Origin of the sequence: Vreelandella andesensis (genome assembly GCF_003989795.1) — a bacterium.
Taxonomy (GTDB): Bacteria; Pseudomonadota; Gammaproteobacteria; order Pseudomonadales; family Halomonadaceae; genus Vreelandella; species Vreelandella andesensis.
The window spans coordinates 83,076-104,207 of record NZ_RZHG01000013.1 but is presented as its reverse complement, the minus strand read 5'-3'; the positions used below and the strand labels follow the sequence as shown (position 1 = coordinate 104,207).

At 51.9% G+C, this 21,132-nt stretch carries 16 protein-coding genes; 8 read left to right on the top strand and 8 right to left on the bottom strand.

Annotation, left to right across the window (positions count from 1 at the left end; all coding sequences use genetic code 11):
* Nucleotides 1-67: 67 nt before the first annotated feature.
* The gene (gene katG, locus ELY33_RS07210) at nt 68-2,221 is read left to right on the top strand and encodes a catalase/peroxidase HPI (protein ID WP_126946066.1); all 2,154 of its coding nucleotides are present in this window, start codon (nt 68-70) and stop codon (nt 2,219-2,221) included.
* Nucleotides 2,222-2,336: 115 nt separating this feature from the next.
* Here katG and ELY33_RS07205 read toward each other — a convergent pair whose 3' ends face one another.
* Complete coding sequence (locus tag ELY33_RS07205) at nt 2,337-2,789, bottom strand: RrF2 family transcriptional regulator (RefSeq protein ID WP_126946064.1); 453 nt, start codon at nt 2,787-2,789, stop codon at nt 2,337-2,339.
* Between the two features lie 204 nt (nt 2,790-2,993).
* Here ELY33_RS07205 and ELY33_RS07200 point away from each other — a divergent pair, with 204 nt between their 5' ends.
* Entirely contained in the window at nt 2,994-4,163 is a 1,170-nt protein-coding gene (locus tag ELY33_RS07200; RefSeq protein ID WP_126946061.1) for a globin domain-containing protein, read from the top strand.
* Nucleotides 4,164-4,175: 12 nt separating this feature from the next.
* Here ELY33_RS07200 and ELY33_RS07195 read toward each other — a convergent pair whose 3' ends face one another.
* The 3 genes from ELY33_RS07195 to ELY33_RS07185 are packed head-to-tail and all read right to left on the bottom strand — an operon-like array spanning nt 4,176 to nt 6,555.
* Nucleotides 4,176-5,105, bottom strand: coding sequence for a 5-oxoprolinase subunit C family protein (locus ELY33_RS07195; RefSeq protein WP_126946058.1), 930 nt, complete (start codon nt 5,103-5,105; stop codon nt 4,176-4,178).
* The gene (pxpB, locus tag ELY33_RS07190) at nt 5,102-5,806 is read right to left on the bottom strand and encodes a 5-oxoprolinase subunit PxpB (RefSeq protein ID WP_126946055.1); all 705 of its coding nucleotides are present in this window, start codon (nt 5,804-5,806) and stop codon (nt 5,102-5,104) included. Before pxpB ends, ELY33_RS07195 begins: the two co-directional genes overlap by 4 nt.
* Entirely contained in the window at nt 5,803-6,555 is a 753-nt protein-coding gene (locus ELY33_RS07185) for a 5-oxoprolinase subunit PxpA (RefSeq protein WP_126946052.1), read from the bottom strand. The genes pxpB and ELY33_RS07185 overlap by 4 nt, the downstream gene beginning before the upstream one ends.
* A gap of 690 nt (nt 6,556-7,245) precedes the next feature.
* On the opposite strand from ELY33_RS07185, the gene ELY33_RS07180 reads away from it, so the two are divergent.
* From ELY33_RS07180 to ELY33_RS07165, 4 genes are all read left to right on the top strand, one after another.
* Nucleotides 7,246-8,226 carry a LysR family transcriptional regulator gene (locus ELY33_RS07180; RefSeq protein WP_126946049.1) on the top strand — a complete coding sequence of 327 codons (981 nt, stop codon included), beginning with the start codon at nt 7,246-7,248 and terminating at the stop codon, nt 8,224-8,226.
* Nucleotides 8,227-8,267: 41 nt separating this feature from the next.
* Entirely contained in the window at nt 8,268-9,257 is a 990-nt protein-coding gene (locus tag ELY33_RS07175; RefSeq protein WP_126946046.1) for a TRAP transporter substrate-binding protein, read from the top strand.
* Between the two features lie 92 nt (nt 9,258-9,349).
* Nucleotides 9,350-9,913, top strand: coding sequence for a TRAP transporter small permease (locus ELY33_RS07170; RefSeq protein WP_126946043.1), 564 nt, complete (start codon nt 9,350-9,352; stop codon nt 9,911-9,913).
* Nucleotides 9,914-9,936: 23 nt separating this feature from the next.
* Nucleotides 9,937-11,241: a TRAP transporter large permease gene (locus ELY33_RS07165; protein ID WP_126946040.1), complete on the top strand. Its 1,305-nt coding sequence runs from the start codon at nt 9,937-9,939 to the stop codon at nt 11,239-11,241.
* 14 nt (nt 11,242-11,255) lie between these two features.
* Here the strand turns inward: ELY33_RS07165 and ELY33_RS07160 are convergent, their stop codons facing one another.
* A complete protein-coding gene (locus ELY33_RS07160; protein ID WP_126946037.1) occupies nt 11,256-12,785 on the bottom strand; it encodes a GGDEF domain-containing protein in 1,530 nt (509 codons plus the stop codon).
* Between the two features lie 273 nt (nt 12,786-13,058).
* Here ELY33_RS07160 and ELY33_RS07155 point away from each other — a divergent pair, with 273 nt between their 5' ends.
* Entirely contained in the window at nt 13,059-15,758 is a 2,700-nt protein-coding gene (locus ELY33_RS07155) for a bifunctional diguanylate cyclase/phosphodiesterase (protein ID WP_126946034.1), read from the top strand.
* A 113-nt stretch (nt 15,759-15,871) separates the two neighbouring features.
* Here ELY33_RS07155 and ELY33_RS07150 read toward each other — a convergent pair whose 3' ends face one another.
* The 3 genes from ELY33_RS07150 to ELY33_RS07140 form a co-directional block, all read right to left on the bottom strand.
* Nucleotides 15,872-16,612: a sulfite exporter TauE/SafE family protein gene (locus ELY33_RS07150; protein WP_126946031.1), complete on the bottom strand. Its 741-nt coding sequence runs from the start codon at nt 16,610-16,612 to the stop codon at nt 15,872-15,874.
* Between the two features lie 133 nt (nt 16,613-16,745).
* The gene (gene mgtE / locus ELY33_RS07145; RefSeq protein WP_126946028.1) at nt 16,746-18,101 is read right to left on the bottom strand and encodes a magnesium transporter; all 1,356 of its coding nucleotides are present in this window, start codon (nt 18,099-18,101) and stop codon (nt 16,746-16,748) included.
* A gap of 155 nt (nt 18,102-18,256) precedes the next feature.
* On the bottom strand, nt 18,257-18,604 hold the full coding sequence (locus ELY33_RS07140; RefSeq protein WP_126946025.1) for a DUF6482 family protein: 348 nt from the start codon (nt 18,602-18,604) through the stop codon (nt 18,257-18,259).
* A gap of 379 nt (nt 18,605-18,983) precedes the next feature.
* Here ELY33_RS07140 and ELY33_RS07135 point away from each other — a divergent pair, with 379 nt between their 5' ends.
* The gene (locus ELY33_RS07135) at nt 18,984-21,119 is read left to right on the top strand and encodes a PhoX family protein (protein WP_126946022.1); all 2,136 of its coding nucleotides are present in this window, start codon (nt 18,984-18,986) and stop codon (nt 21,117-21,119) included.
* Nucleotides 21,120-21,132: the final 13 nt, after the last annotated feature.

Genomic DNA, 21,132 nt, shown 5'->3' with positions numbered 1-21,132 from the left:
TAGTAAGGGTGCTGACCATCTGTTTCCTTGGCGGGCCCAAGGCAAAGAGCAAGAAGGGGAGAAAAATATGAGTGGCAAATGTCCTGTCATGCACGGTGGTAACACCTCTACTGGTACCTCCAACAAAGATTGGTGGCCAGAGGCGTTGAACCTAGACATCCTGCATCAGCATGATCATAAAACTAACCCGATGGACCCAGATTTCGACTATCGGGAAGAGGTCAAAAAACTTGATTTTGACGCCCTTAAGCAAGATGTTCATGCCTTGATGACCGACAGCCAAACATGGTGGCCAGCCGACTGGGGTCACTACGGTGGCTTTATGATTCGACTTGCCTGGCACGCTGCAGGAACGTACCGCATTGCTGATGGCCGTGGTGGTGCTGGCACAGGTAGCCAGCGATTTGCGCCATTGAACTCTTGGCCGGACAACACCAGTCTGGACAAAGCACGTCGTTTGTTGTGGCCGATCAAGAAAAAATACGGCAATAAAATCAGCTGGGCCGACCTGTTTATTTTATCTGGCACGGTCGCCTACGAATCTATGGGCCTGCCCGCCTACGGTTTCTCGTTTGGTCGCAAAGATATTTGGCACCCAGAGAAAGACATCTACTGGGGGGCAGAGAAAGAGTGGTTAGCGCCATCTGACGAGCGCTACGCCGATGTAAACAAGCCTGACACCATGGAAAATCCGCTTGCTGCGGTTCAAATGGGGCTTATTTACGTTAACCCGGAAGGGGTGAACGGCCAGCCCGACCCGCTGAAAACAGCAGAACATGTGCGCTTAACCTTTGCCCGTATGGCGATGGACGACGAAGAAACTGCCGCGTTAACTGCGGGTGGCCACACTGTAGGTAAATGTCATGGTAATGGTGATGCCGCTGCACTAAGCGCTGAGCCTGAAGCCTCTGATGTTGAAACCCAAGGGTTTGGTTGGAACAACCCGCACATGGATGGCCAAGCGAATAAAGCTGTGACCTCTGGTATTGAAGGTGCCTGGACCACCAACCCTACCCAGTTTGATATGGGCTACTTCGATCTGTTGTTTGGCTACGAGTGGGAGCTGAAGAAAAGCCCTGCCGGTGCCCATCAGTGGGAGCCTATCAATATTAAAGAAGAGGATAAGCCGGTCGACGCAACCGACCCCTCTGTTCGTCACAACCCCATCATGACTGATGCGGATATGGCGATGAAAATGGACCCGACGTATCGTGCCATTTGCGAAAAATTCATGGCTGATCCGGAGTACTTCAAGCACACCTTCGCTAAAGCGTGGTTTAAGCTAACGCACCGTGATATGGGCCCGAAAGCACGCTATATCGGCCCAGAATCCCCTGCTGAAGACCTGATCTGGCAAGACCCCGTTCCGGCTGGCAGCACCGATTACTGCGAAGAGGTGGTTAAGCAGAAAATTGCCAAGAGTGGCTTGAGCATTAGCGACATGGTAAGCACGGCGTGGGACAGCGCGCGGACTTACCGCGGTTCCGATATGCGTGGTGGTGCGAACGGCGCCCGCATTCGCTTGGCGCCTCAGAAAGATTGGCCAGGCAACGAACCAGAGCGCCTTGCCGATGTACTCAAGGTGTATGAGCAGATCTCTGCTGACACAGGTGCCAGCATTGCCGATGTGATTGTTTTGGCAGGCAGTGTTGGTATCGAAAAAGCCGCGAAAGCAGCGAGTTACGAGGTGCGCGTACCGTTCCTAAAAGGCCGTGGTGATGCGACAGATGAGATGACTGACGTGGATTCTTTCGAGCCTTTAGAGCCCCTTGCCGATGGTTTCCGTAACTGGCTGAAGAAAGACTACATCGTTAAACCCGAAGAAATGCTGCTGGATCGCGCCCAACTGATGGGCCTGACCGCCCCGGAAATGACCGTATTATTGGGTGGCATGCGCGTGCTAAGCACCAACTATGGCGGCACCAAGCATGGTGTGTTTACCAACCGCGAAGGCCAGTTGACGAATGATTTCTTTGTCAACCTGACCGATATGGGTAATAGCTGGAAGCCGGTGGGAAACAACGCCTATGAAATCCGTGATCGTGCTACGGACGCGGTGAAGTGGACCGCTTCGCGCGTCGACCTGGTGTTTGGCTCTAACTCACTGCTGCGCTCGTATGCAGAGGTATACGCCCAGGACGATAATGGCGAGAAGTTCGTTAAAGACTTCGTTGCTGCCTGGACAAAAGTGATGAATGCAGACCGTTTCGACGTCGCATAAACGTCAACGCAACGCTTGTTCTAAGCAATATCTTCCCTGTTCTACCCGCATCGAGAGATGCGGGTTTTTTTGCGTTATTAGTTTGCGTTGCCAATGTGCGTTAACGATTAAGCCGTTAGGTAGGTAAATTCAGCGCAGGGATATTTAATAATTGCTGGAGTTGGGGGCGTTGATCGTTCAGTAAGTCAGCTAATGTATAGCGGTCTAGTACCTCAAAAAAGGCATTTAATGCTTCATTCAGGACAGGACGCAGCTGGCAAGAAGGCGTAATGACACACTGGTTTTTATCACGGAAGCATTCGACTAAGCTGAATTCAGGCTCAGTATGACGAATGAGATCACCAAGCTGAATCATATCCGGAGCGCGTTTTAAAATCAGCCCCCCATTTTTTCCCCGAAATGCGGTGATATATCCTCCCATATTCAAATCCTGCACGACCTTTACTAAGTGATGGCGCGATATTCCATATGAAGAAGCAATTTCATCAATGGTAGAGCGCTTCTCACCTTTAGCCGCCAAATAAAGCAGTACGCGAATAGAGTAATCAGTAAAGCTAGTTAGGTGCATAAGCTGCCTACGGCGAGTCTGCGAATCAGAAAAGAGATAGCCAAACCATTGTACGGTGATTCATCGATAGGAAGAAATCCGTCACAGGGAGCGATGCTTTGAACGTGGTGTGTCGGATTGTCACGGGGCGTTGGCGAACATTTTTAAAGATGTATTATAAATACAACTTTAAGCAATCACTGATTCGCAACGTATGAGGCCATCATGCTAACTCGCCCGCAAGAAGCATTAATCGATGCCACCGCACCTGTTGTGGCAGCACACTTAACAACCATTACCCAGCGTTTTTACCCGCTTATGTTCGAGCGCTATCCCCAAGTAAAGCCCCTATTTAACCAAGCTCATCAGCAAAACGGAGGCCAGCCGCGCGCGTTGGCAGGGTCTATTCTGGCGTATGTCAGCTTACGCAAAGATCCACAAAAAGCCCGCGAAACTCTTGGAACAGTAGTGAATAAGCATGTCTCTTTAGGGATATCACCTGACCAATATCCCATCGTCGGTGAGTGTCTAATGATAGCTATTGGCGAGGTGCTGGGTGACGCGCTGACGGATGAAATTGCCGACGCCTGGGGCGCGCTCTATCAGGAATTAGCTGACCTGTTGATTGATTTAGAAGAGCAAAAATACAAAGCGTTTGAACAGCGCGTAGGCGGTTGGCGGGAAACGCGACGTTTTAGAGTCGTAACAAGCCATCAGGAGAGCGCCGTCATTCGCTCGTTTATTCTGGAGCCTGTTGACGGTGGGCCGGTCGCAGAACACACTCCTGGCCAGTATATCGGTGTAAAAGTCGTGATCAATGGCAACGTAGCCTACCGGCACTATAGTCTTTCGGCGATGCCTAACGGCACTGCCTATCGTTTGTCTATCAAGCGTGAACAAGAAGGCCTTGTGAGTCGCTATTTCCACGACCAGCTTGCTCAAGGTGGAGAACTAGAGTTATTACCACCTGCTGGTGAGCTGACGCTGGCTGCTGGTGATTCCCCGGTGTTGTTGATTAGCGGTGGCGTAGGACAAACTCCGTTGTTGCCGATAGCGAAACAGGCGCTTGCTCAAAACAGGCAGGTGGTCTATCTGCATGCTGCACAGGCGCTGGAATATTGGGCATTTGCGGATGAACTACGGGCGCTAGAAGCGGCTTATCCAGGTCAGTTTCAACTGATTACGGTGTTCGAGCAGGGTGGCGAAGGTGATCACACTGGACGTCTGCACCCGTCATTGTTGGCTGATTATTTACCCGCAAACGCGCACTGCTATTTTGTTGGGCCGCATGGAATGATGCAGATGGTAGAGCAAGCGCTTAAGCGGCTTGGTGTGGCAGGCTCGCATCGCCACTACGAGACGTTTGGGCCATCCATGCCGCTTAGCGCTGCGTAACCGTCTTTTCAATTAAGCCCATTGCGCATGTTGCTTCCGATAAGCAATTTGCGCTTGGCTGGCACTAACGGGGCTCAAGCGCACCTTGGTTCCCGGTAAGCATTGAGCAAGCAGGGCACAGGCCATGGGGGTGAGCGCCCCTAAGCGCGGATAGCCGCCGATGGTTTGTCGATCATTCATCAAAATAATCGGCTGGCCATCGGGGGGGATTTGCACCGCGCCAAGGGGAATCCCTTCGGAAATAATGCCGTCAAGCGCGCAACGCAGCGGCTGACCGGTGAGACGAATCCCCATGCGATCAGCACGGTTGTCAACCGTCCAAGGCTGGTTGAAAACGTTGTACAAGCTTCGCCCGGCGAAGTGTGAGGCTTGAGAACCAAGCACCATGCCGAGCTGGCAGTGATTTTCCGGCAGGGCAAGCTCTACGCCTTTGGGCAGCGTGCGCTGGGTGGGTGATCTGCCTTGCCAAGTGAGCTGGTCGTCAGTTTGCAGCGGTTTACCGTCGTCATGTAGCCCGCCAATTTGTTCGCGGGCAGTGCAGGCGCGGCTGCCGAGTATCTCTGGCGCATTTAATCCGCCGGGAAACGCTAGATAAGCCCGCAGGCCGCGGCGGGGCTGGCTGAAAATGAGCGTTTGCCCGGAGCGCAGTAGAAAGCTGGTGTTAGTGGCGAGTGGTTGGCCATCAATGGTAGCACCGAGGTCGGCTCCGGTGAGCGCTAGACGCACATCGGCATTGGCAACCAAAGTGAGGTTGCCCCCCATCACAATTTCTAGCGCCGCGCTGTCTGGCGCGTTACCAAGTAGCCAGTTCGCCCAGCGAAATGAAATCCAGTCGGCGGCACCGCCTTGGGTGACACCCAAATGTCCCACGCCGAAGCGTCCTGTATCTTGAATCAGCGCCAGCGGCCCGGCCTGCTTTACGGTCAGCATTGCTTGGCTCATGGCCGCTCCTCCATTGGCGTTGTGTCGCCGCCTGATGCTTCGAATTCTGCTTTGCTAATCGCTTTAAAGCGTACCTTATCGCCGGGTCGTAACAGCGGCTCACCCCGCTTGGCGTATTCAAATAGCGGCACGGCGGTACGACCTAAAATATTCCACCCCCCTGGGGAAAGGAGCGGGTAGATAGCGGTTTGTCGATCGGCAATGCCCACACTGCCAGCCGCAACTTTGCGACGTGGTGTCTTCAAGCGTGGCGTTGCTATGTCGTCGTCGACTAACCCCATAAAACCGTAGCCGGGGGCAAAGCCTAGCGCGAAAACGCAGTAATCATGGTCGCAGTGACGTTCAATCAGGGTGTCGACGCTGAGCCCGGCGCGTTGTGCAACCAGCGGAAGTTCAGGGCCAACGCTTTCGTCATACCACACGGGGATCTCATGCAGTTGGCCGTTTTGCGATTCAGCTGGCGTTAAGCGGCTTAGGGCATCGCGAACCAGCGTAGTGGCTTGGGCAAAGGTTAGTTGCTGGCAATCGTAGTGCACCAGCAGCGTGGTGTAAGAAGGAATCAGGTCAATGAGTGCTTCGCCCAACGCATCGCGTAGAGCTTGGTCAGCAGCGATGATCCACGCCATATTGGATTCATCGATAGTGTCAAATAGCCGTACCGTTAGGGCGTCCATCGCCGCCGTTTCTAAACGCAGTTTCACGCTGACTCCAACGCCGTAAAGGCCTCGCGGATAGCGCGCACAGCAGCGACCGATTCAGGATTGTCGCCATGCACGCACAAGGTGTCGCAGGGCAACTGCAACGCGCTGCCATCTCTGGCGGTAAGCGCTTCGCCTTTGGCGAGCGCCACGGCTTGCGCCACGATAGTGGCTTGGTCGTGATGAACTGCGCCCGCCAGACGGCGAGAAGCGAGGTAGCCAGTCGCTTCATAAGTGCGGTCAGCGAACGTTTCAAACCACAGGGTAATGCCCATTTTTTTCGCCAGCTGGCGATGGGGCTCCGGGTCGGCAGTTGCCATGACCATCAGCGGAAGGCTGGCATCATAGGCACGAACTGCGCGCATGGCGCCTTCCAGTAATTCAAGATTTGCCGCCATGTCATTGTACATCGCTCCGTGGGGCTTAATGTAACTAAGCGCCGTGCCTTCTGCTTGGCAAATACCTGCCAGTGCGCCGACTTGATACAGCATCATATCTTCTACTTCGGCGGGTGAGCAGGCTATGGAGCGTCGACCGAAGCCCATCAAGTCTGGGTAGCCTGGGTGGGCACCAATACGCACATCATGTTGAGCGGCTAGCTTGACTGTGCGACGCATCACATGGGGATCGGAGGCGTGGAAGCCGCAGGCGATATTGGCGCAATCGACATAAGGCATCACCTCGGCATCTAGGCCAATTGTCCAATTACCAAAGCTTTCGCCCATATCGCAGTTGAGCAGTGGGGTTGCCATGTTGTCTCCTAGCCTATTTTGAATTTATTGGAGTAACTTCTTTGTTAACAGCGTGTTGTCAGTTAACAGTGTTGGCAAAAAACGCTTTCTTTTAATGATAGAGTGCTAATGTTGAAAAGTTTCCGGTGAGGATACGGTTGTCAGCGTTTGTTATGAATGACTGTTGTAAATAATTGGCTTGGTTTATCGGTGTGGCACTTAAACCAATATATGAACCTATCTTATTAAGTTCCAATCGTTTTTAGCGATACTTAGTATCGGCGCTTCCTATCGTGCTGTTATTTCTTGGGAAAATAGTTGACGCTAGAAAGGAATGCGATTATCAAATAAATAAAGCGACTCGATAAAAGATTATAAAAAAACGCTCACGCCAGCCTTAACAAATAACCGTAGTGCTAATAATAATTGGCAATCAGTGAGTGATTTTGAGGAGTGAAACATGCAAATACCGACCACGAGTCAGCTTGTCACCGTCCAGTTTGTGACTGTTCAGCCTAAGACTGTTCTGCTTGCGGCATGGGTAGACCCACTATGCTGGCCCCAATATTGCACAACAAAGCAATGCGACCATTTTACCCAGTGACACGTTGCGTTAGTGAGACACAGCACACAACGTTACCTGCGCTATGTAGGAATCTTTGTCAATGTTACTGCAAATGTTGATTAGGCTAATGTTGGTTAGACACCTGTATGCTTGATTTCAAGGAGCTAGACGCCTTTGTATGGGCGGTAAAACTTGGCTCTTTTCGTAAGGCGGCGGTACGCCTGCATATCACCCAGCCCTCTGTTTCTGAGCGTATTTCGCGCCTGGAAAGCACGGTAGGTGAGTTGTTGCTTGAGCGTTCAGCGCGCCCGATTCAGCCGACCATGCGTGGCCGAGAATTCTTTCTGCATGCTGAGCGCATACTGCACCAGCGCGATGAGGCGCTAAAGCTGTTCGATAGCGCTGAGACGTTTTCTGCCCCCCTAAGGCTCGGCACCATCGAAACCATTGCCCATAGCTGGTTTCCTGTTTTTATACAGCAGCTTACCGAGCGTTATCCCAAACTCATTATTGAGCTCACCGTCGACTATTCACCGGCCCTCAATAATCGGTTGATAAGCAATGAGCTCGATATTTTGTTGGCCATGAATGGTTACTTAGCCCCAGAGCAAATTGAGTGCGATACGTTAAGCCCTTATGAGATGGGCATGTTTGTCTCGCCCCGCCATGCCGCGTTACTAAGTGAGCGTCCTGGCGCCTGGTGCCATGCGCTGCCGTTTATTTCCTTTGGCAGAGAGGCTCGCCCTTACGAAGAGCTAGTGCGTTATCTCTCTGATGTCGGCGTTCAGCAGCCTCGCATTCATAGCGTTAGCACATTAATGACCATTGCACGGATGACGATAGAAGGGCTGGGAATCGGCGCGCTCCCTGTTGCCACCGTACTAGATGAGTGGCAGCGAGGTGATCTATACCGTTTAGCGTTACCCGTCCCTTTGCCGCTAATGAACTATGATGTGATATGGCGCAGTGCAAATCACCCTCGTTTTTGTCGCAGCGTGGGTCAGATCGCCCAAGAATGTGCAGCTAATTATGCCAGAGAACGGCGCGCTGACATGGCAAACACCTGTTTTACCGGCCGCTGGGTTCAACCTAGCGAAACTCCTGCCACCCCCGAAGCAACACCTTAATTAACCTGAACTTCCATTAATATGAATAAAAGGATGTCCCCATGCATAAACGTATAACAACGCCATTACTGCTCGTGACCGCTTGCAGCCTTGCCGCTGCCGCGACCGCCCAGGCGGCTGAATGGACCATGGCAACGCCTTATGGTGATGCAAGTTTCCATACCCAGAACAACAAACAGTTTGCCGAGGATGTGGCAGAGGCCACCAATGGTGACCTAACCATTACGGTGCACAGCGGTGGTTCCCTGGTCTCTCATGGTGAAATTAAACCGTCGGTGCGCCGTGGCACAATTGATGTCGGCGAAGTGTTTCTCTCCATTCTTTCCAATGATGATCCTATTTTCGAAGTCGATACGCTGCCGGGGGTAGCCGGTAGTTATGAAAATGCTTATGCCTTATGGGAAGCCACAAAACCCATGATTACCGAGCTGTTTGCCTATGAAGGAATGGTTCCGTTGTATGCTGTAGCTTGGCCAGCGCAGGGCATTTATACCTCTGAGCCACTAACGGATCCAGACCAGTTTGATGGCCTAAGGGTGCGCGCGCCGAATATTAATACTCAGCGCTTCGTTGATAATTTAGGCGGAAGCCCGACGGAAACCGAAGAATCTGATATTCCTACCGCGTTCAGCACCGGTCGTGTAGATGCCATGATTACCTCCAGCTCTACCGGTAACTCCATGGCAGCCTGGGACTACGTGACCGACTACACCGATGCCAATTTGTGGCTCCCTAAAAATATTGTGTTCATGAGCCAGCGCAGCTTCGACCGTTTAGATGAGTCAACCCAAGACGCGCTGATGGAAGCCGCCGCCCGTGCTGAAGAGCGTGGCTGGGAAATGAGCCGTGAGGACAATGAAGCCAGCCTGGAAGCGCTGAAAGAGAATGGCATTTCGGTTTCTCAGCCTAATGAAGCGGTTTCTGCTGCTCTGCAAGCGGCGGGTGATAAGCTGTTTGCCGATTGGGAATCCCGTGCTGACGACGATGCAAAACAAGCCCTAGAGAGCTATCGCGAACAGCGCGATAACTAATGTTTGCTAACTAGTGTTTGCTAGCTAAGGCTTAATAAAGGGCGGCTTCGTTTGCCGCCCTATCCACCCACGCGCTCAATGAGACTGCGAACATGATGTTCAAATTCGACAAACTCTACCGCCTCGGTGCCTGGGGTGCAGCTGCGTGTATGGTGGCTATTTGTGCACTCATCGCACTGCAGGTCACGTTTCGGTTAGTAGATGCACTGCTTGTTATGGTTGGCCTTAGTCGACTTGGCGTGAGCATCACCGGTGTTTCTGAAATGGCGTCGTACCTGTTAGTAGGCGCAACGTTTCTCGGGCTTGCCTACACCTTTGTACACCATGCGCATATTCGAGTGACGCTACTTATTTCGCGTCTACCCTCTGCAATACGTGTCTGGTTTGAGGTGTTGGGGTTACTCATTGCCGTAGTGATCAGCTTTTTACTGGCCTATGGCTTGGTGGGGCTGGCAGGAGAAAGTCTTCAATATAACGATGTGTCGTCAGGCTTTTTATCCATTCCCCTGTGGATACCTCAATCGGTACTGGTGGTAGGGGTAGGGCTGTTGGCATTGGCACTGATGGAAGCATTGTGGATAGCGCTGCGTATTGCTATCAGCGACCCTGCGAGCTTTCGTGAATCGACCGCCCCTGACGACAACGAAGCGCAATAAGACGCTACCTGGGAGACACTCTCGTGCTATTACTCAGTTTGGTTACCATTTTTACCCTTGTGGTGCTGTTAGGCAGTGGCGTCTGGATTGCTTTTGCTCTGATTGGAACTGCCTGGGTTGCCCTTCAGTTTTTTAGTCCTTTCGACCCCGGACCTATTCTTGCCTCAGATTTTTGGGGAGCAAGTTATGGTTGGGATTTAACGGCATTGCCGATGTTTATCTGGATGGGTGAGATTCTGTTTCGTTCAGGTCTTGCCGACAATATGTTTCGTGGCTTGTCGCCCTGGTTAAATCGCCTGCCGGGACGTTTGCTCCATACCAATATCATTGGCAGTGGTATGTTTGCAGCGGTGTGCGGCTCTTCCGCGGCGACTTGTGCAACGGTAGGTAAAATGACCTTGCCGGAACTCGAACGCCGTGGCTACGACAGCAACATGGCGATTGGTACGTTGGCTAGTGCCTCAACGCTGGGCTTGCTGATTCCGCCTTCCATCGTACTGATTGTTTATGGCGTAGTGACTGAGCAGTCCATTACCCGGCTATTTATGGCAGGGATTGGGCCAGGGCTAATGATCTTAGCCATGTTTATGACGTACCTGGTGCTGTGGGCGCTGTTGAAAGGTAACCGAAAAGGATTAACCGGTGCTGATGAGTCGGGTATGAGCTTTGTTGAAAAGCTGCGCAATACCTGGTCATTGGTGCCAATTCTGCTACTGATTGGCGGTATTATTGTATCGATTTATGGGGGGCTAGCATCACCGACGGAAGCCGCTGCGGTAGGCGTTGTACTGTCGATGGTTATTGCGCAGTTTAATGGTCATTTCAATCGAGACATTTTCACCAGCTCGCTATTTGCCGCCGTGCGTACCGCTTGCATGATCGCCTTTATTATTGCGGGTGCGTCATTTCTGACCTCAGCAATGGGCTTTACTCAAGTGCCTATGGCGTTGGCTCGCGCGATCGGTGAAATGGGCCTATCCCCCACGATGCTGTTGGTCGCTCTAACGTTGCTACTGCTGATCATGGGCTGTTTTTTGGACGGTATTTCACTGATTCTGCTGGTAACCGCCATTATTATGCCGGTGGTTACTGCCGCTGGTTTTGATCTGATCTGGTTCGGCATCTATCTGGTGATTGTGGTTGAAATGTCGCAGATTACGCCGCCCGTGGGGTTTAACTTGTTCGTGATTCAAGGGCTTACTGGTAAGGATATTCTAACCATCACGAAGGCTACGCTGCCGTTCTTTTTGCTGATGTTACTCGCAATTGCCTTCATGCATCTTTTCCCTGAGATCGCCTTGTATCTGCCCGAGGCAATGAACCGATAATCGAAAACTAACGGTTAATCTTGACCATGTACGGAGATGCCCCGGCGGCCAGAGCGTTTGATGAAATACATGCTTTGGTCGGCGGCATCTATCAGCTCACGTTCATTGCTGAAATTACCATCGTTTAAACACGCTATTCCCATGGAAGCGGTTACGTACAGTGGCTTTTGATCAATTTTCAACATAGGCTGCTCGTTTAAATACAGAGCAATTCGTTCGGCTAATTGTTTAGCGGTTTGCGCCGTCTCATCGGGTAAGATAATTAAAAACTCTTCACCGCCATAGCGCCCAGCCAAGTCGCCTGAGCGAGTTAGTGATGCTAGCGTTTTACCAAAGCGTTTTAGAATCAAGTCGCCTGTCTGGTGACCATATTGGTCGTTGAGCGCTTTGAAGTGATCTAAGTCGATAAATACGACTGACATCGTGCGGCCTTGCTCATTGCAAAGCGAAAACTGTTCCTTGAGCTGCTGCTCTAACCAGGCGCGGTTAGCCAACTGAGTTAGTGGGTCAATGCGACTGCGTACTTCTAATGCCGTGTTATGTAGTTGCAGTGTATTTAACTGCTGCTGCTGAGCGTCTAAACGTGCGGTGAGTGTTAATGAATGTTGATAGAGGAGCTGTTGTGCATCTGCTAGCAACGTTTGGCTATCCATAGGCACAGACACCTTGAGATCCAGAATATCTGTTAACAGATCAATTTGTTCGGGCAGCCGATGGAAAAGCGCTTCAACCGCATTCATGGGCAGCGTTTCTGTGGCTGCTAACTGTTTTAGCAGAATTGCTAAGGCATTACTTGGCTCAGGGTTAAACCAGGCATCGGCGATTGGGCCGGATAAACGCAGGCAGAGTGTCGCCATGTCATCGGTTAAAAAGCCATCATGGCTTTGATAAATAGCGTGCACGATGGGCGACGGCAGCCCCCATTTAGCGGCTAACCACGCGCCAACCCGTGTATGGTCACTGCCAAAGCGATGGCGTTCGGCGGTGGTCAACCGTGCGTGAGGCATATGCCGTTCAGCATAGAGTGTTTTGGCTTCATCTGGGTAAGTAGTAAGAATCGCTAAAATGCCAATGTCTTGTAGCAGGGCAAGCGTGAACGCACTGCCTACCTTCGCGGGACAAAGCTGACGAGCCAATTTACTTGCTACCACGGCTGCAACAATGGCACGTCGCCACGTTTGCAGAGCAGCATCCTCTGCCGTCGGCCAAGGAAACAGGGTGAAGCTCAACACGGTGGCAAGTGTTGCGTCTAACCCCAGTCGCTGAGTTGCTTCCAAGCTGGTTTGTGTAGGTTGAGCTGAGCGAAGGTAGTGCACGCTATTAGCGGCCGCGATAAGGCGGGCCGTTAACCCGGGGTCCCGTTCGATAACGCGAGCATAGTCGCTCAGTGAAGCCTTGGGAGAGCGCGCTACTTCAAGCACTTGCAGTGCAACGGCAGGCAGCGAAGGCAGGTTGGTAGATCGTAATAACGCGCTACCAAGAAAGCTGGGAAGTTCATTAGTGAGCGAGGCATAAAGCGTTTCGTCTACGGCTGCGAGGCCCATCCTATTATCTCCCAACGTGCTGTCCAGCGAAGCGAGCAGCCACTAAGTTATGTGCTAGGCGATCAAGCATAGTATTTGAATGCGTTAGCAGTGTCATATTTAGGCATTGTAAATCAGCAAAATAGCTGTTTATGCTGTAGTTCGATGCAATTTATTGCAACAGTTTATCGCAACAGTTTATCGCAACAGTTTATCGCAACAGTTTATCGCAACAGTTTATCGCAACAACGCTCAGTGGGCAGCTGCTCTACAATGACAAAAGTGAGTGCGCCAATGCACACCAGAAAAGACGCGTCGGAGATCTTTCGCCAGTTGGCAGAAGGCTTAGAAAGCAGCGGTACACCTGATTTTTATACGACACTTGTCGAGCAACTTGCCCATATGCTTGAGATTGATCATGCGTTGATCGCCGTGGTCTCCGAGCCTCATATGGCCACAACGTTGGCTGTCTGGTCAAATAATGATCATCAGGAAAATATCGCTTATTCTCTCATCGGAACGCCTTGTGAAACCGTTTTAGGACGGGAGCCCTGCCTATATGCATGCGATGTTCAGGCGCGCTTCCCTAAGGACGAGTTGCTCGGCCAGCTGGGTGCAGAGAGTTACATGGGGCTCCCTCTGTTTTCATCAGATGGCTCGGCCATTGGCGTTTTAGCGGTGTTAAGCAATGAACCGATGCAGTTTGATGGCCTTGAAAATGAAGCCTTGCGCATTGTGGCCGCTCAAGCAGGCGCGGAGCTAGGCCGCTGCCAAGCCGAGCAAGCACTTCGTCAAAGTGAAGAAGTGGCTCGAGAGAGTGAACGGCGTTTAAACACGTTGCTTAACCACCTTCCTGGAATGGCCTATCGTTGCCTGAATGACCAACACTGGACAATGCAGCTGGTTAGCGAAGGTGTCGAGGCACTTACGGGTTATCATCAAGACGAGTTGCGAGATAATCGACTTATCAGTTTTGCCTCTCTCATACATGAAGCTGATCAAGATCGATTCTTCATGGTAGTGCAAAGGGCAATCAAAGAGCGTCAGCCATATAGCGTGGTGTACCGATTACGCCATCGAGATGGCAGCTACCGCTGGATGTGGGAACAAGGCCAGGCCGTCATCGATGATGATGGTCATGTGACGTATCTCGAGGGCTTTATCTCGGATGTGACCGATCAGCACGAGTCGCAACGCGTGCAGGAAGCAGTGGTTCAAGTAGCCTCGACGGTGACCTCACGCGTAGGAGATGATTACTTTCACCAACTGATCGTCACGTTAGCCACGTTGTTAGAAGCAGATGCCGGGTTTATTGCGTTGCTGGATCAGCCTGTTCCACAGCGTTTGGTAATAACTGACAATAACAACACGGTGCTGCCTGCCAACTCAGCCTATACCGTTAGTTTAGTCGCTAATGGCCAGTTAGTAGATAACCAAACGTTTATGTTGCAGGGAACGCCTGCTGAGCAAGTGGTCTTTGAGGGTGAGAGCGTCGCTAAACATGGCCATGCGTTTACGTTGCCGGGAACCGCGCTTAGCACCCAGGCATGGATCGGCCGCCGCCTGGATAATGCCAAGGGGGATGCTATTGGTGTGATGATGGTATTTTACCAAGCACCGTTGACCACGAATGCGTTCGCGACCTCCGTGCTAAAAATTCTCTCTACGGGGGCTGCCGCTGAGCTTGAACGTCGACGTGACCATCGTTACATGCATCGTCTCGCTTATACAGACAACACCACAGGATTGCCTAATCGCGCGCGCTTTATTGAGCTATTGGCCAGTATGGGAAAAGAGGCGGCTAGTCAGAAGGACTCGCTCTCACTGTTGCTGTTGGATATTCGACGCTTTAAAGAGGTGAACGATCTGCATGGCCATCAAGTGGGCGATCAGTTGCTCGCGACGGTGGCAGAGCGCTTGCAAAAAGCCAGCTTAGCCAAAAGCGCTGTCGCGCGACTTTCTGGGGATGAATTTACCATATTGCTGCCCAGCATAGAGGATGTTCGTCTACAAGAAGTGGTGTTTCAACTATGCGAGATAATCAAGCGCCCCATTCAGTTGGGACATCGTGTTTTTAACCTTGATGTCAGTATCGGGGTGGCCAGCTATCCAGGCGATGTATTAGATGCCGGCGAACTGTTTAATGCGGCTAGCATAGCGCTCCATCACGCAAAACGGCGCGATAATAGCGTATGTCCCTATACGCAGGCGATGCGTCAGACACTGGAGCGCAGGCAATGGATGACCGAGCGCCTTCATCAAGCCATTATCGAGCGGCGATTACAGCTTTACTATCAGCCCCAGTTTAGCCTTACTAGCAAAACATTGACGGGGGCTGAGGCGCTCTGCCGTTGGTATGACCCTGAGTGGGGTTGGGTAAGTCCGGGTGAGTTTATTCCTCTGGCAGAGGAACGCGGGTTGATCCGCATGCTGGGAGACTGGGTGCTAGAAGAAGCGGCAAGCCAGCTCAACGTTTGGCAGGACAGCAATATGCCGTTGCCGGGAAGGCTCTCAATCAATATTTCGGCTCAGCAATTTGCCGACCCTCAGCTAACCACACATGTGGCCAAACTAACTGCTTGCGTACCTTCAAGCGCCATTGCGCTAGAACTCACTGAAAGCGATTTTATGCGTGACCCTGACCAAGCCGTTACGATTACCCAGGCTATGCGCCAGGCTGGTTACGCGTTGTTTATTGATGACTTCGGTACGGGCTACTCATCGCTCTCTTATTTGCGGCGCTTCGCTGCGGATGCGTTGAAGATAGACATTTCGTTTGTGCGCGACATGCTTGATAACCACCATGATCGGGCGATTGTGCAAACCATTATCGCCATGGCCGACACGCTAGAGATGAAAACCCTGGCAGAGGGTGTTGAAAATCCGGCCCAGGCCGATTTACTAGCCAAAATGGGCTGCAGAGAAGCGCAGGGGTACTGGTTTGGCCGCCCGCTACCCGCCGATGAGTTCGCGGCAATGTGGTTAACGCCCTAAGCCTCTTTATCAGTAACCATGACCGTCAGTAATCATGATCATCAGTAACCATTCTCAGCAAGGTGGCGGTGCTTAGGCTTGCAAATAGAAGCCGGGACGATAGCCTGTGAGAACTAAATTGCTTGCCAAACCAAGTTGATTCCCACCAAGAACATAGCCAGGATCACAAGGCGGTAAAACAACGCTTCGTTGACTCGGCTTTGCAGCCACAGCCCGTTACGAACGCCAATCCAGGCGACCGGCACCAACAACAGCGACGCCCAGGCGCTGGTCACGTTGACTTCGCCAAGCCACATATACGGGCCGAGCTTAATGACATTCACCACCGCATAGATGACCGTGCAGGTGGCAATGAAGGTTTCTTTAGTAAGCTTGCGTGGCATTAAGTATATGTTGAGCGGCGGCGCGCCCGCATGGGCGATAAAGCTGGTAAACCCACAAACGCTGGCGGCAGGCAGTGCCCAGCGGGTAGATATCGGCTTGCTGGCGACTGGTTTCAGCAGCATATACACCGCAAACACCACGGAGATCACGCCTAGCACTAACCGCACGCCTTCATCACTTAGGCTACCAAATAGCAGCGTGCCAACCGTTACGCCAATTACTAACCCCGGCACGAAGCGCCACACTTCGGCGTTTGCCTGTTTCCCCCACCATGCTCTCAACGCAAACACATCCATAACCAACAACAATGGCAGTAGCAGGCCGGCTGCTTGGGTAGGACTAATTGCCAGCGCCATTAAGGGAACCGACAATGTGCCAAAACCGCCTGCGAAGCCACCCTTTGAAACGCCGGTTAAGTAAACAGAAAAGACAATCAACGCCCAAGCGATAAGGGAGTAATCGGGGAGCATGCGAGCCTCTATTAAAAGGGGAAACGGGTGACATAAAAAAGCCCCGCAAAAGCGGGGCGCAATATAATAACATCGGTTAAATGTTAGCGGGCGAATAGAATGGTGCTCTATCTGCCTCGATGATGAAGGTTGATCACAAAATAATCAGCGTCGCCAGTCCCAGAAACGACAGAAAGCCAACCACGTCAGTCACCGTGGTCAAAATCACCGCGCCAGATAATGCGGGATCTATTTGGAACCTTTTCAACACTAAAGGGATTAGCACGCCCGATACATTAGCTAGGCTCATGTTCACGAAGATGGCCAACGTAATCACTAGCGTAATTAACGGGTCGCTAAACCACAGGTAGGAAATGAAGCCGACAACCAGCGCCCACACCAACCCGTTACTCATTCCTACCCATAGCTCTTTATTATACAGCCACTGCTTGTTGTTACCGGCGAGCTGGCCGAGCGCTAAACCGCGTATCACCACGGTCAGGGTTTGGCTGCCAGCAATCCCGCCCATACTGGCGACTACCGGCATCAGGATGGCTAGAGCGACAATCTGATCCAGAACTTCTTCAAATTGTCCAATCACGAAGGCGGCTAAAAACGCGGTGAGCAAGTTAATGCCCAACCAAACGCCACGGCTTTTTGCGCTGCGCAGAATAGGGGTAAAGACTTCTTCTTCATCGCTAACGCCGGACATGTGCTTAAACGTCATGTCGGCATCATCTTGGGTGATTTCTAATACGTCAGCGGCGTTCAACTGACCCACTAACAGTCCGTCACTATCGCATACCGGGACAAAGGGCAGCTCTTTAGAGCGAAGCAGTGCGGCGGCCTCGCTCACCTTCATCTGGTCATTGAGCGTGTAGGGGGGATCCATGTGCTCATCAACGATGCTTTCCTGCGGTTGTTTGATGAGATCAATGAGCGTCAGAGTGCCCAGCAGGCGCTTGTCCTTGTCGGTAATCATAATCTGCTGAGACTCATCATCTAGCAGGTGATGAATGCGGATATAGCGCTGTACCGCCTCCAGCGATACGCCCTGCTTTACATTGACTGTTTCTGGGTCCATGTAGCGACCGACCACATCGTCTTCATAAGCATGAAGATTTTCAACCTGGGCGCGGATCTCCTGATCCAGGCTGGCATAGACGCTTGTTTTTATCTCTTCGTCGGCAACGTCGAGAACTTCAGCCACTTCCTGGGCATCCAGCCCTTTCACGATTTGCTCTAGATCGCTGGCGGAAAGACCTTCAATATAGTCGGCACGAATGTCTTCATCGACTTCAGCGAGCACTTCACCGAGCAGTTCTTCAGGAATGTACTCCCACAATCGGTCGCGGGTTTTGGTTGGAAAAGATTCAAGCGTGCGTGCTATCGACAAGATATCAAGTTCAGTAAACAGCTCGCTCAGTGCGACAGTATCTTCTTCATCTAACCGTTTCTGAAGATAAAGCAGCTGTTCTTCAGGGTTCGTGTATTTTTCCTCTTCGCGCATAGAGTCCATCCTTTGGGAAATAGTTTTTAACACAATAACTTGGAAGCTTTTGATGGCTCACTATGAATCTTATCGATAGGTTTGGTTGAAAGCCATGACGACGTTTGTTGCCAACATGGCGTTAAGGTTCTTTGAAACGGTGGTTGGCTACGTAATCAGTGCCGTGTTTCAAACGCCACGCGTACGCCATAAGCCATACGCTGTTGAGCGGAAACCGGAGGACTGTCGTTGCCAATCATTTCGTCAACAGCGTCTGCCCAGGTGAGAACGCCGTGGGTAAAACCAAGGGGTGCCAGTGCGCGGCTGACCCATTGCGTGCCACTAAACCGCCTGGTTTCACCTTGGGCGTCGACCAGTAAACTAACAGCGCCATTGTGATGCAATCGCACGATATACCAGCCCATATCGAGCCCAAGTAATTCTACCTCTGGAAGCGGTGCGGAGGTGTGTGAATGTTGTGAGAGTTCTTCAAGGGTAAGACGTTGAGGAAGTGTTGACAGCATAGCATCACCTTATTAGACAATGAACGTACACGTTAAAGTCTAAGGTTTGTGATGTTTTTGTACAGTTGTTTTCGAGCCGCTAGTTGAGCTTCTCTATGATGGACATCTGCTGCTATGAACCGTCTCGTGGAACATCTTTTTCCCGACGCTGCTTGAGATATTATTCCCTATATTAATGACAACTATTGGCATTAATTATCAAGTTTGCCTGTGACCCATAACACTCTTATATAAGGCTGCAGCAAGGCAGAAATGGCGGAGAAGGTATCGCTGATGTGTCTTCATCAGACGGTAGGGAGCCGGTCATTACCCTGTCATTTAAAATGATTAGCGTTCTCTGACATAAAGCCAGCGTGTTAATCGTAATGAGGGTGCCGTTATGAGCAAGGAAATTGAAGATCATCGCTTGTTTAATCAGAGCAATAACCAGCCGTTTATGGACGTGTTAGCACAGCATGTTTCGCGTCGTGCGGTAATGCGTGGCGGCTTACGCTTGGCCGCTGCTTCAATGCTTGGCTTTGGTGGAGCCGCCCAAGCATTAGCTTCAAATGGAGCGAAAAAAACATCCTTAACGCTGGCATTTGAGGCGGTGCAAGGGTCGTTGACCGATGCGGTGGTCGTGCCGGATGGCTATGTTGCCCAGGTATTGGTTCCGTGGGGCACGCCGTTGAACGCTGGCGGCAGTTGGCAGCCCGACCAGCACATGACGGCCGAGCGCCAAGCCGCCAGCGTAGGTATGCATCACGATGGTATGGATGCCTTCCCGTTAGATGCCGATAATGCTTCTAGGCGCTTTATACTCGCGCTTAACAATGAATATATCGATCAAACAGCGCTATGGGCTCCTCAAGGTGGCCCAACCAATGCCAAACGTGGAAGACGGCCAGCGGAAGAGTCACGCACTGAAATCAATGCTCACGGCGTCACCCTTGTTGACGTTGAAAAAGACGCCAACGGACATTGGTCGCATGTACCTGGGTCGCGCTATAACCGCCGCTTGACGAGTGCAACGGTGATAGAGCTTGCTGGACCAGTGGCTGGCAGTGACTATGTTAAGACACGCTTTTCACCAGCAGGGACGCAGACCCGTGGTACCAATAACAACTGTGGCCACGGGGTAACGCCCTGGGGTACCTTTATTACCTGCGAAGAGAACTGGCCTAATGTGTTTGTTAATCACGGTCAGCGCTTCCAGGACGACGCGCGTATCGGTATTCCTACCAATAAAAGCCGCTATGGTTGGGATACGTCGGCGGGTGATGTTTCTGAAGAAAATGGCGAGTTTGCCCGCTTTGATATCACTCCCCGGGGGGAGCGTGCTGAAGAAGATTACCGTAACGAAGCCCGCACCTTTGGCTACCAAGTTGAAATCGACCCCTACAGCGATGCTCGCGCGGTAAAACGCACGGCACTTGGTCGCTTCCGCCATGAAGGATGTTGGCTGGGTAAGCTGGAAGCAGGGCAGCCAGTGGTTTTCTACTCTGGCCATGATGCCCGTAACGAGTATGTCTATAAATATGTTTCTGACGCTGCCTGGGACCCCGCCGATGCCAATCGCCCAGGCGAAACCTATGACCGCCTGTCGATTGGCAGTAAATATATGGATAACGGCACGCTTTATGTCGCCCGTTTTCACGCTGATGGCAGCGGTGAGTGGTTGCCGCTAACGCCTAGCGCTGAAACGCATGATGGCCGCTTGCTGGCAACTGCTTTGGGGCTGGCAGAGGATGATTTAGCGGGTGTGATTATCAGCACCTGCGATGCGGCGGACTTGATGGGTGCCACGCCGATGGACCGCCCAGAGTGGGCAACCGTAGATCCAACTTCTGGTGAGGTGTATCTCACGCTGACCAATAATTCAAAGCGCAGCGAAACGTCAGCGGCGCCTACTTTCACGAACAAAGGCGATGACGTTGCTCAGCGAGGGGTTGGCTATGAAACAGCTCCGGCCAACGCTGCTAATCCGCGCGCCAACAATGGCGCAGGCCATGTTATTCGCTGGCGGGAAAGCCGCTTGCCCAATGCCTTTCGCTGGGAAGTGTTTGTGTTTGGGGCAGCTGCGAATGATGCGGACAATCATTCGGGCCTGACGGATATGAACCAGTTTGCTAGCCCTGATGGCCTGTGGTTTGACCAGCGCGATGATGGTCAGGGCATTCTTTGGATTCAAACCGATAATAGTTATGAAGGCATTGCTGATTACACTAACGACCAGCTATTAGCCGTGGTGCCTAACAGCCTAGATGAGCTTCAGGGGGCTGGGCCGGTGATTAACAACAGCAACCAACAGCAACTTAAACGTTTCGCCGTTGGACCAAGTGGTTGTGAAGTGACCGGTATTTTTGCAACGCCGGATAAAACCGCACTGTTTATCAATATTCAGCACCCCGGCAACTGGCCTGCGGATGGTAGTGCCTTGACCCAGGACGCCACCGCAGCGGCCAGCGGCCAAGTGCGGCCTCGGGCGTCTACCGTTGTCATTCAGAAACGTGACGGCGGACAAATAGGCGTTTAGCGAAAGGGGGTTA

Bases quoted from the DNA above. Each gene is read 5' to 3' on its own strand.
- katG (WP_126946066.1), top strand. From the start codon at position 68: ATGAGTGGCAAATGTCCTGTCATGCACGGTGGTAACACCTCTACTGGT.
- ELY33_RS07205 (WP_126946064.1), bottom strand. From the start codon at position 2,789: ATGCACCTAACTAGCTTTACTGATTACTCTATTCGCGTACTGCTTTAT.
- ELY33_RS07200 (WP_126946061.1), top strand. From the start codon at position 2,994: ATGCTAACTCGCCCGCAAGAAGCATTAATCGATGCCACCGCACCTGTT.
- ELY33_RS07195 (WP_126946058.1), bottom strand. From the start codon at position 5,105: ATGAGCCAAGCAATGCTGACCGTAAAGCAGGCCGGGCCGCTGGCGCTG.
- ELY33_RS07185 (WP_126946052.1), bottom strand. From the start codon at position 6,555: ATGGCAACCCCACTGCTCAACTGCGATATGGGCGAAAGCTTTGGTAAT.
- ELY33_RS07180 (WP_126946049.1), top strand. From the start codon at position 7,246: ATGCTTGATTTCAAGGAGCTAGACGCCTTTGTATGGGCGGTAAAACTT.
- ELY33_RS07175 (WP_126946046.1), top strand. From the start codon at position 8,268: ATGCATAAACGTATAACAACGCCATTACTGCTCGTGACCGCTTGCAGC.
- ELY33_RS07170 (WP_126946043.1), top strand. From the start codon at position 9,350: ATGATGTTCAAATTCGACAAACTCTACCGCCTCGGTGCCTGGGGTGCA.
- ELY33_RS07160 (WP_126946037.1), bottom strand. From the start codon at position 12,785: ATGGGCCTCGCAGCCGTAGACGAAACGCTTTATGCCTCGCTCACTAAT.
- ELY33_RS07155 (WP_126946034.1), top strand. From the start codon at position 13,059: ATGCACACCAGAAAAGACGCGTCGGAGATCTTTCGCCAGTTGGCAGAA.
- ELY33_RS07150 (WP_126946031.1), bottom strand. From the start codon at position 16,612: ATGCTCCCCGATTACTCCCTTATCGCTTGGGCGTTGATTGTCTTTTCT.
- mgtE (WP_126946028.1), bottom strand. From the start codon at position 18,101: ATGCGCGAAGAGGAAAAATACACGAACCCTGAAGAACAGCTGCTTTAT.
- ELY33_RS07140 (WP_126946025.1), bottom strand. From the start codon at position 18,604: ATGCTGTCAACACTTCCTCAACGTCTTACCCTTGAAGAACTCTCACAA.
- ELY33_RS07135 (WP_126946022.1), top strand. From the start codon at position 18,984: ATGAGCAAGGAAATTGAAGATCATCGCTTGTTTAATCAGAGCAATAAC.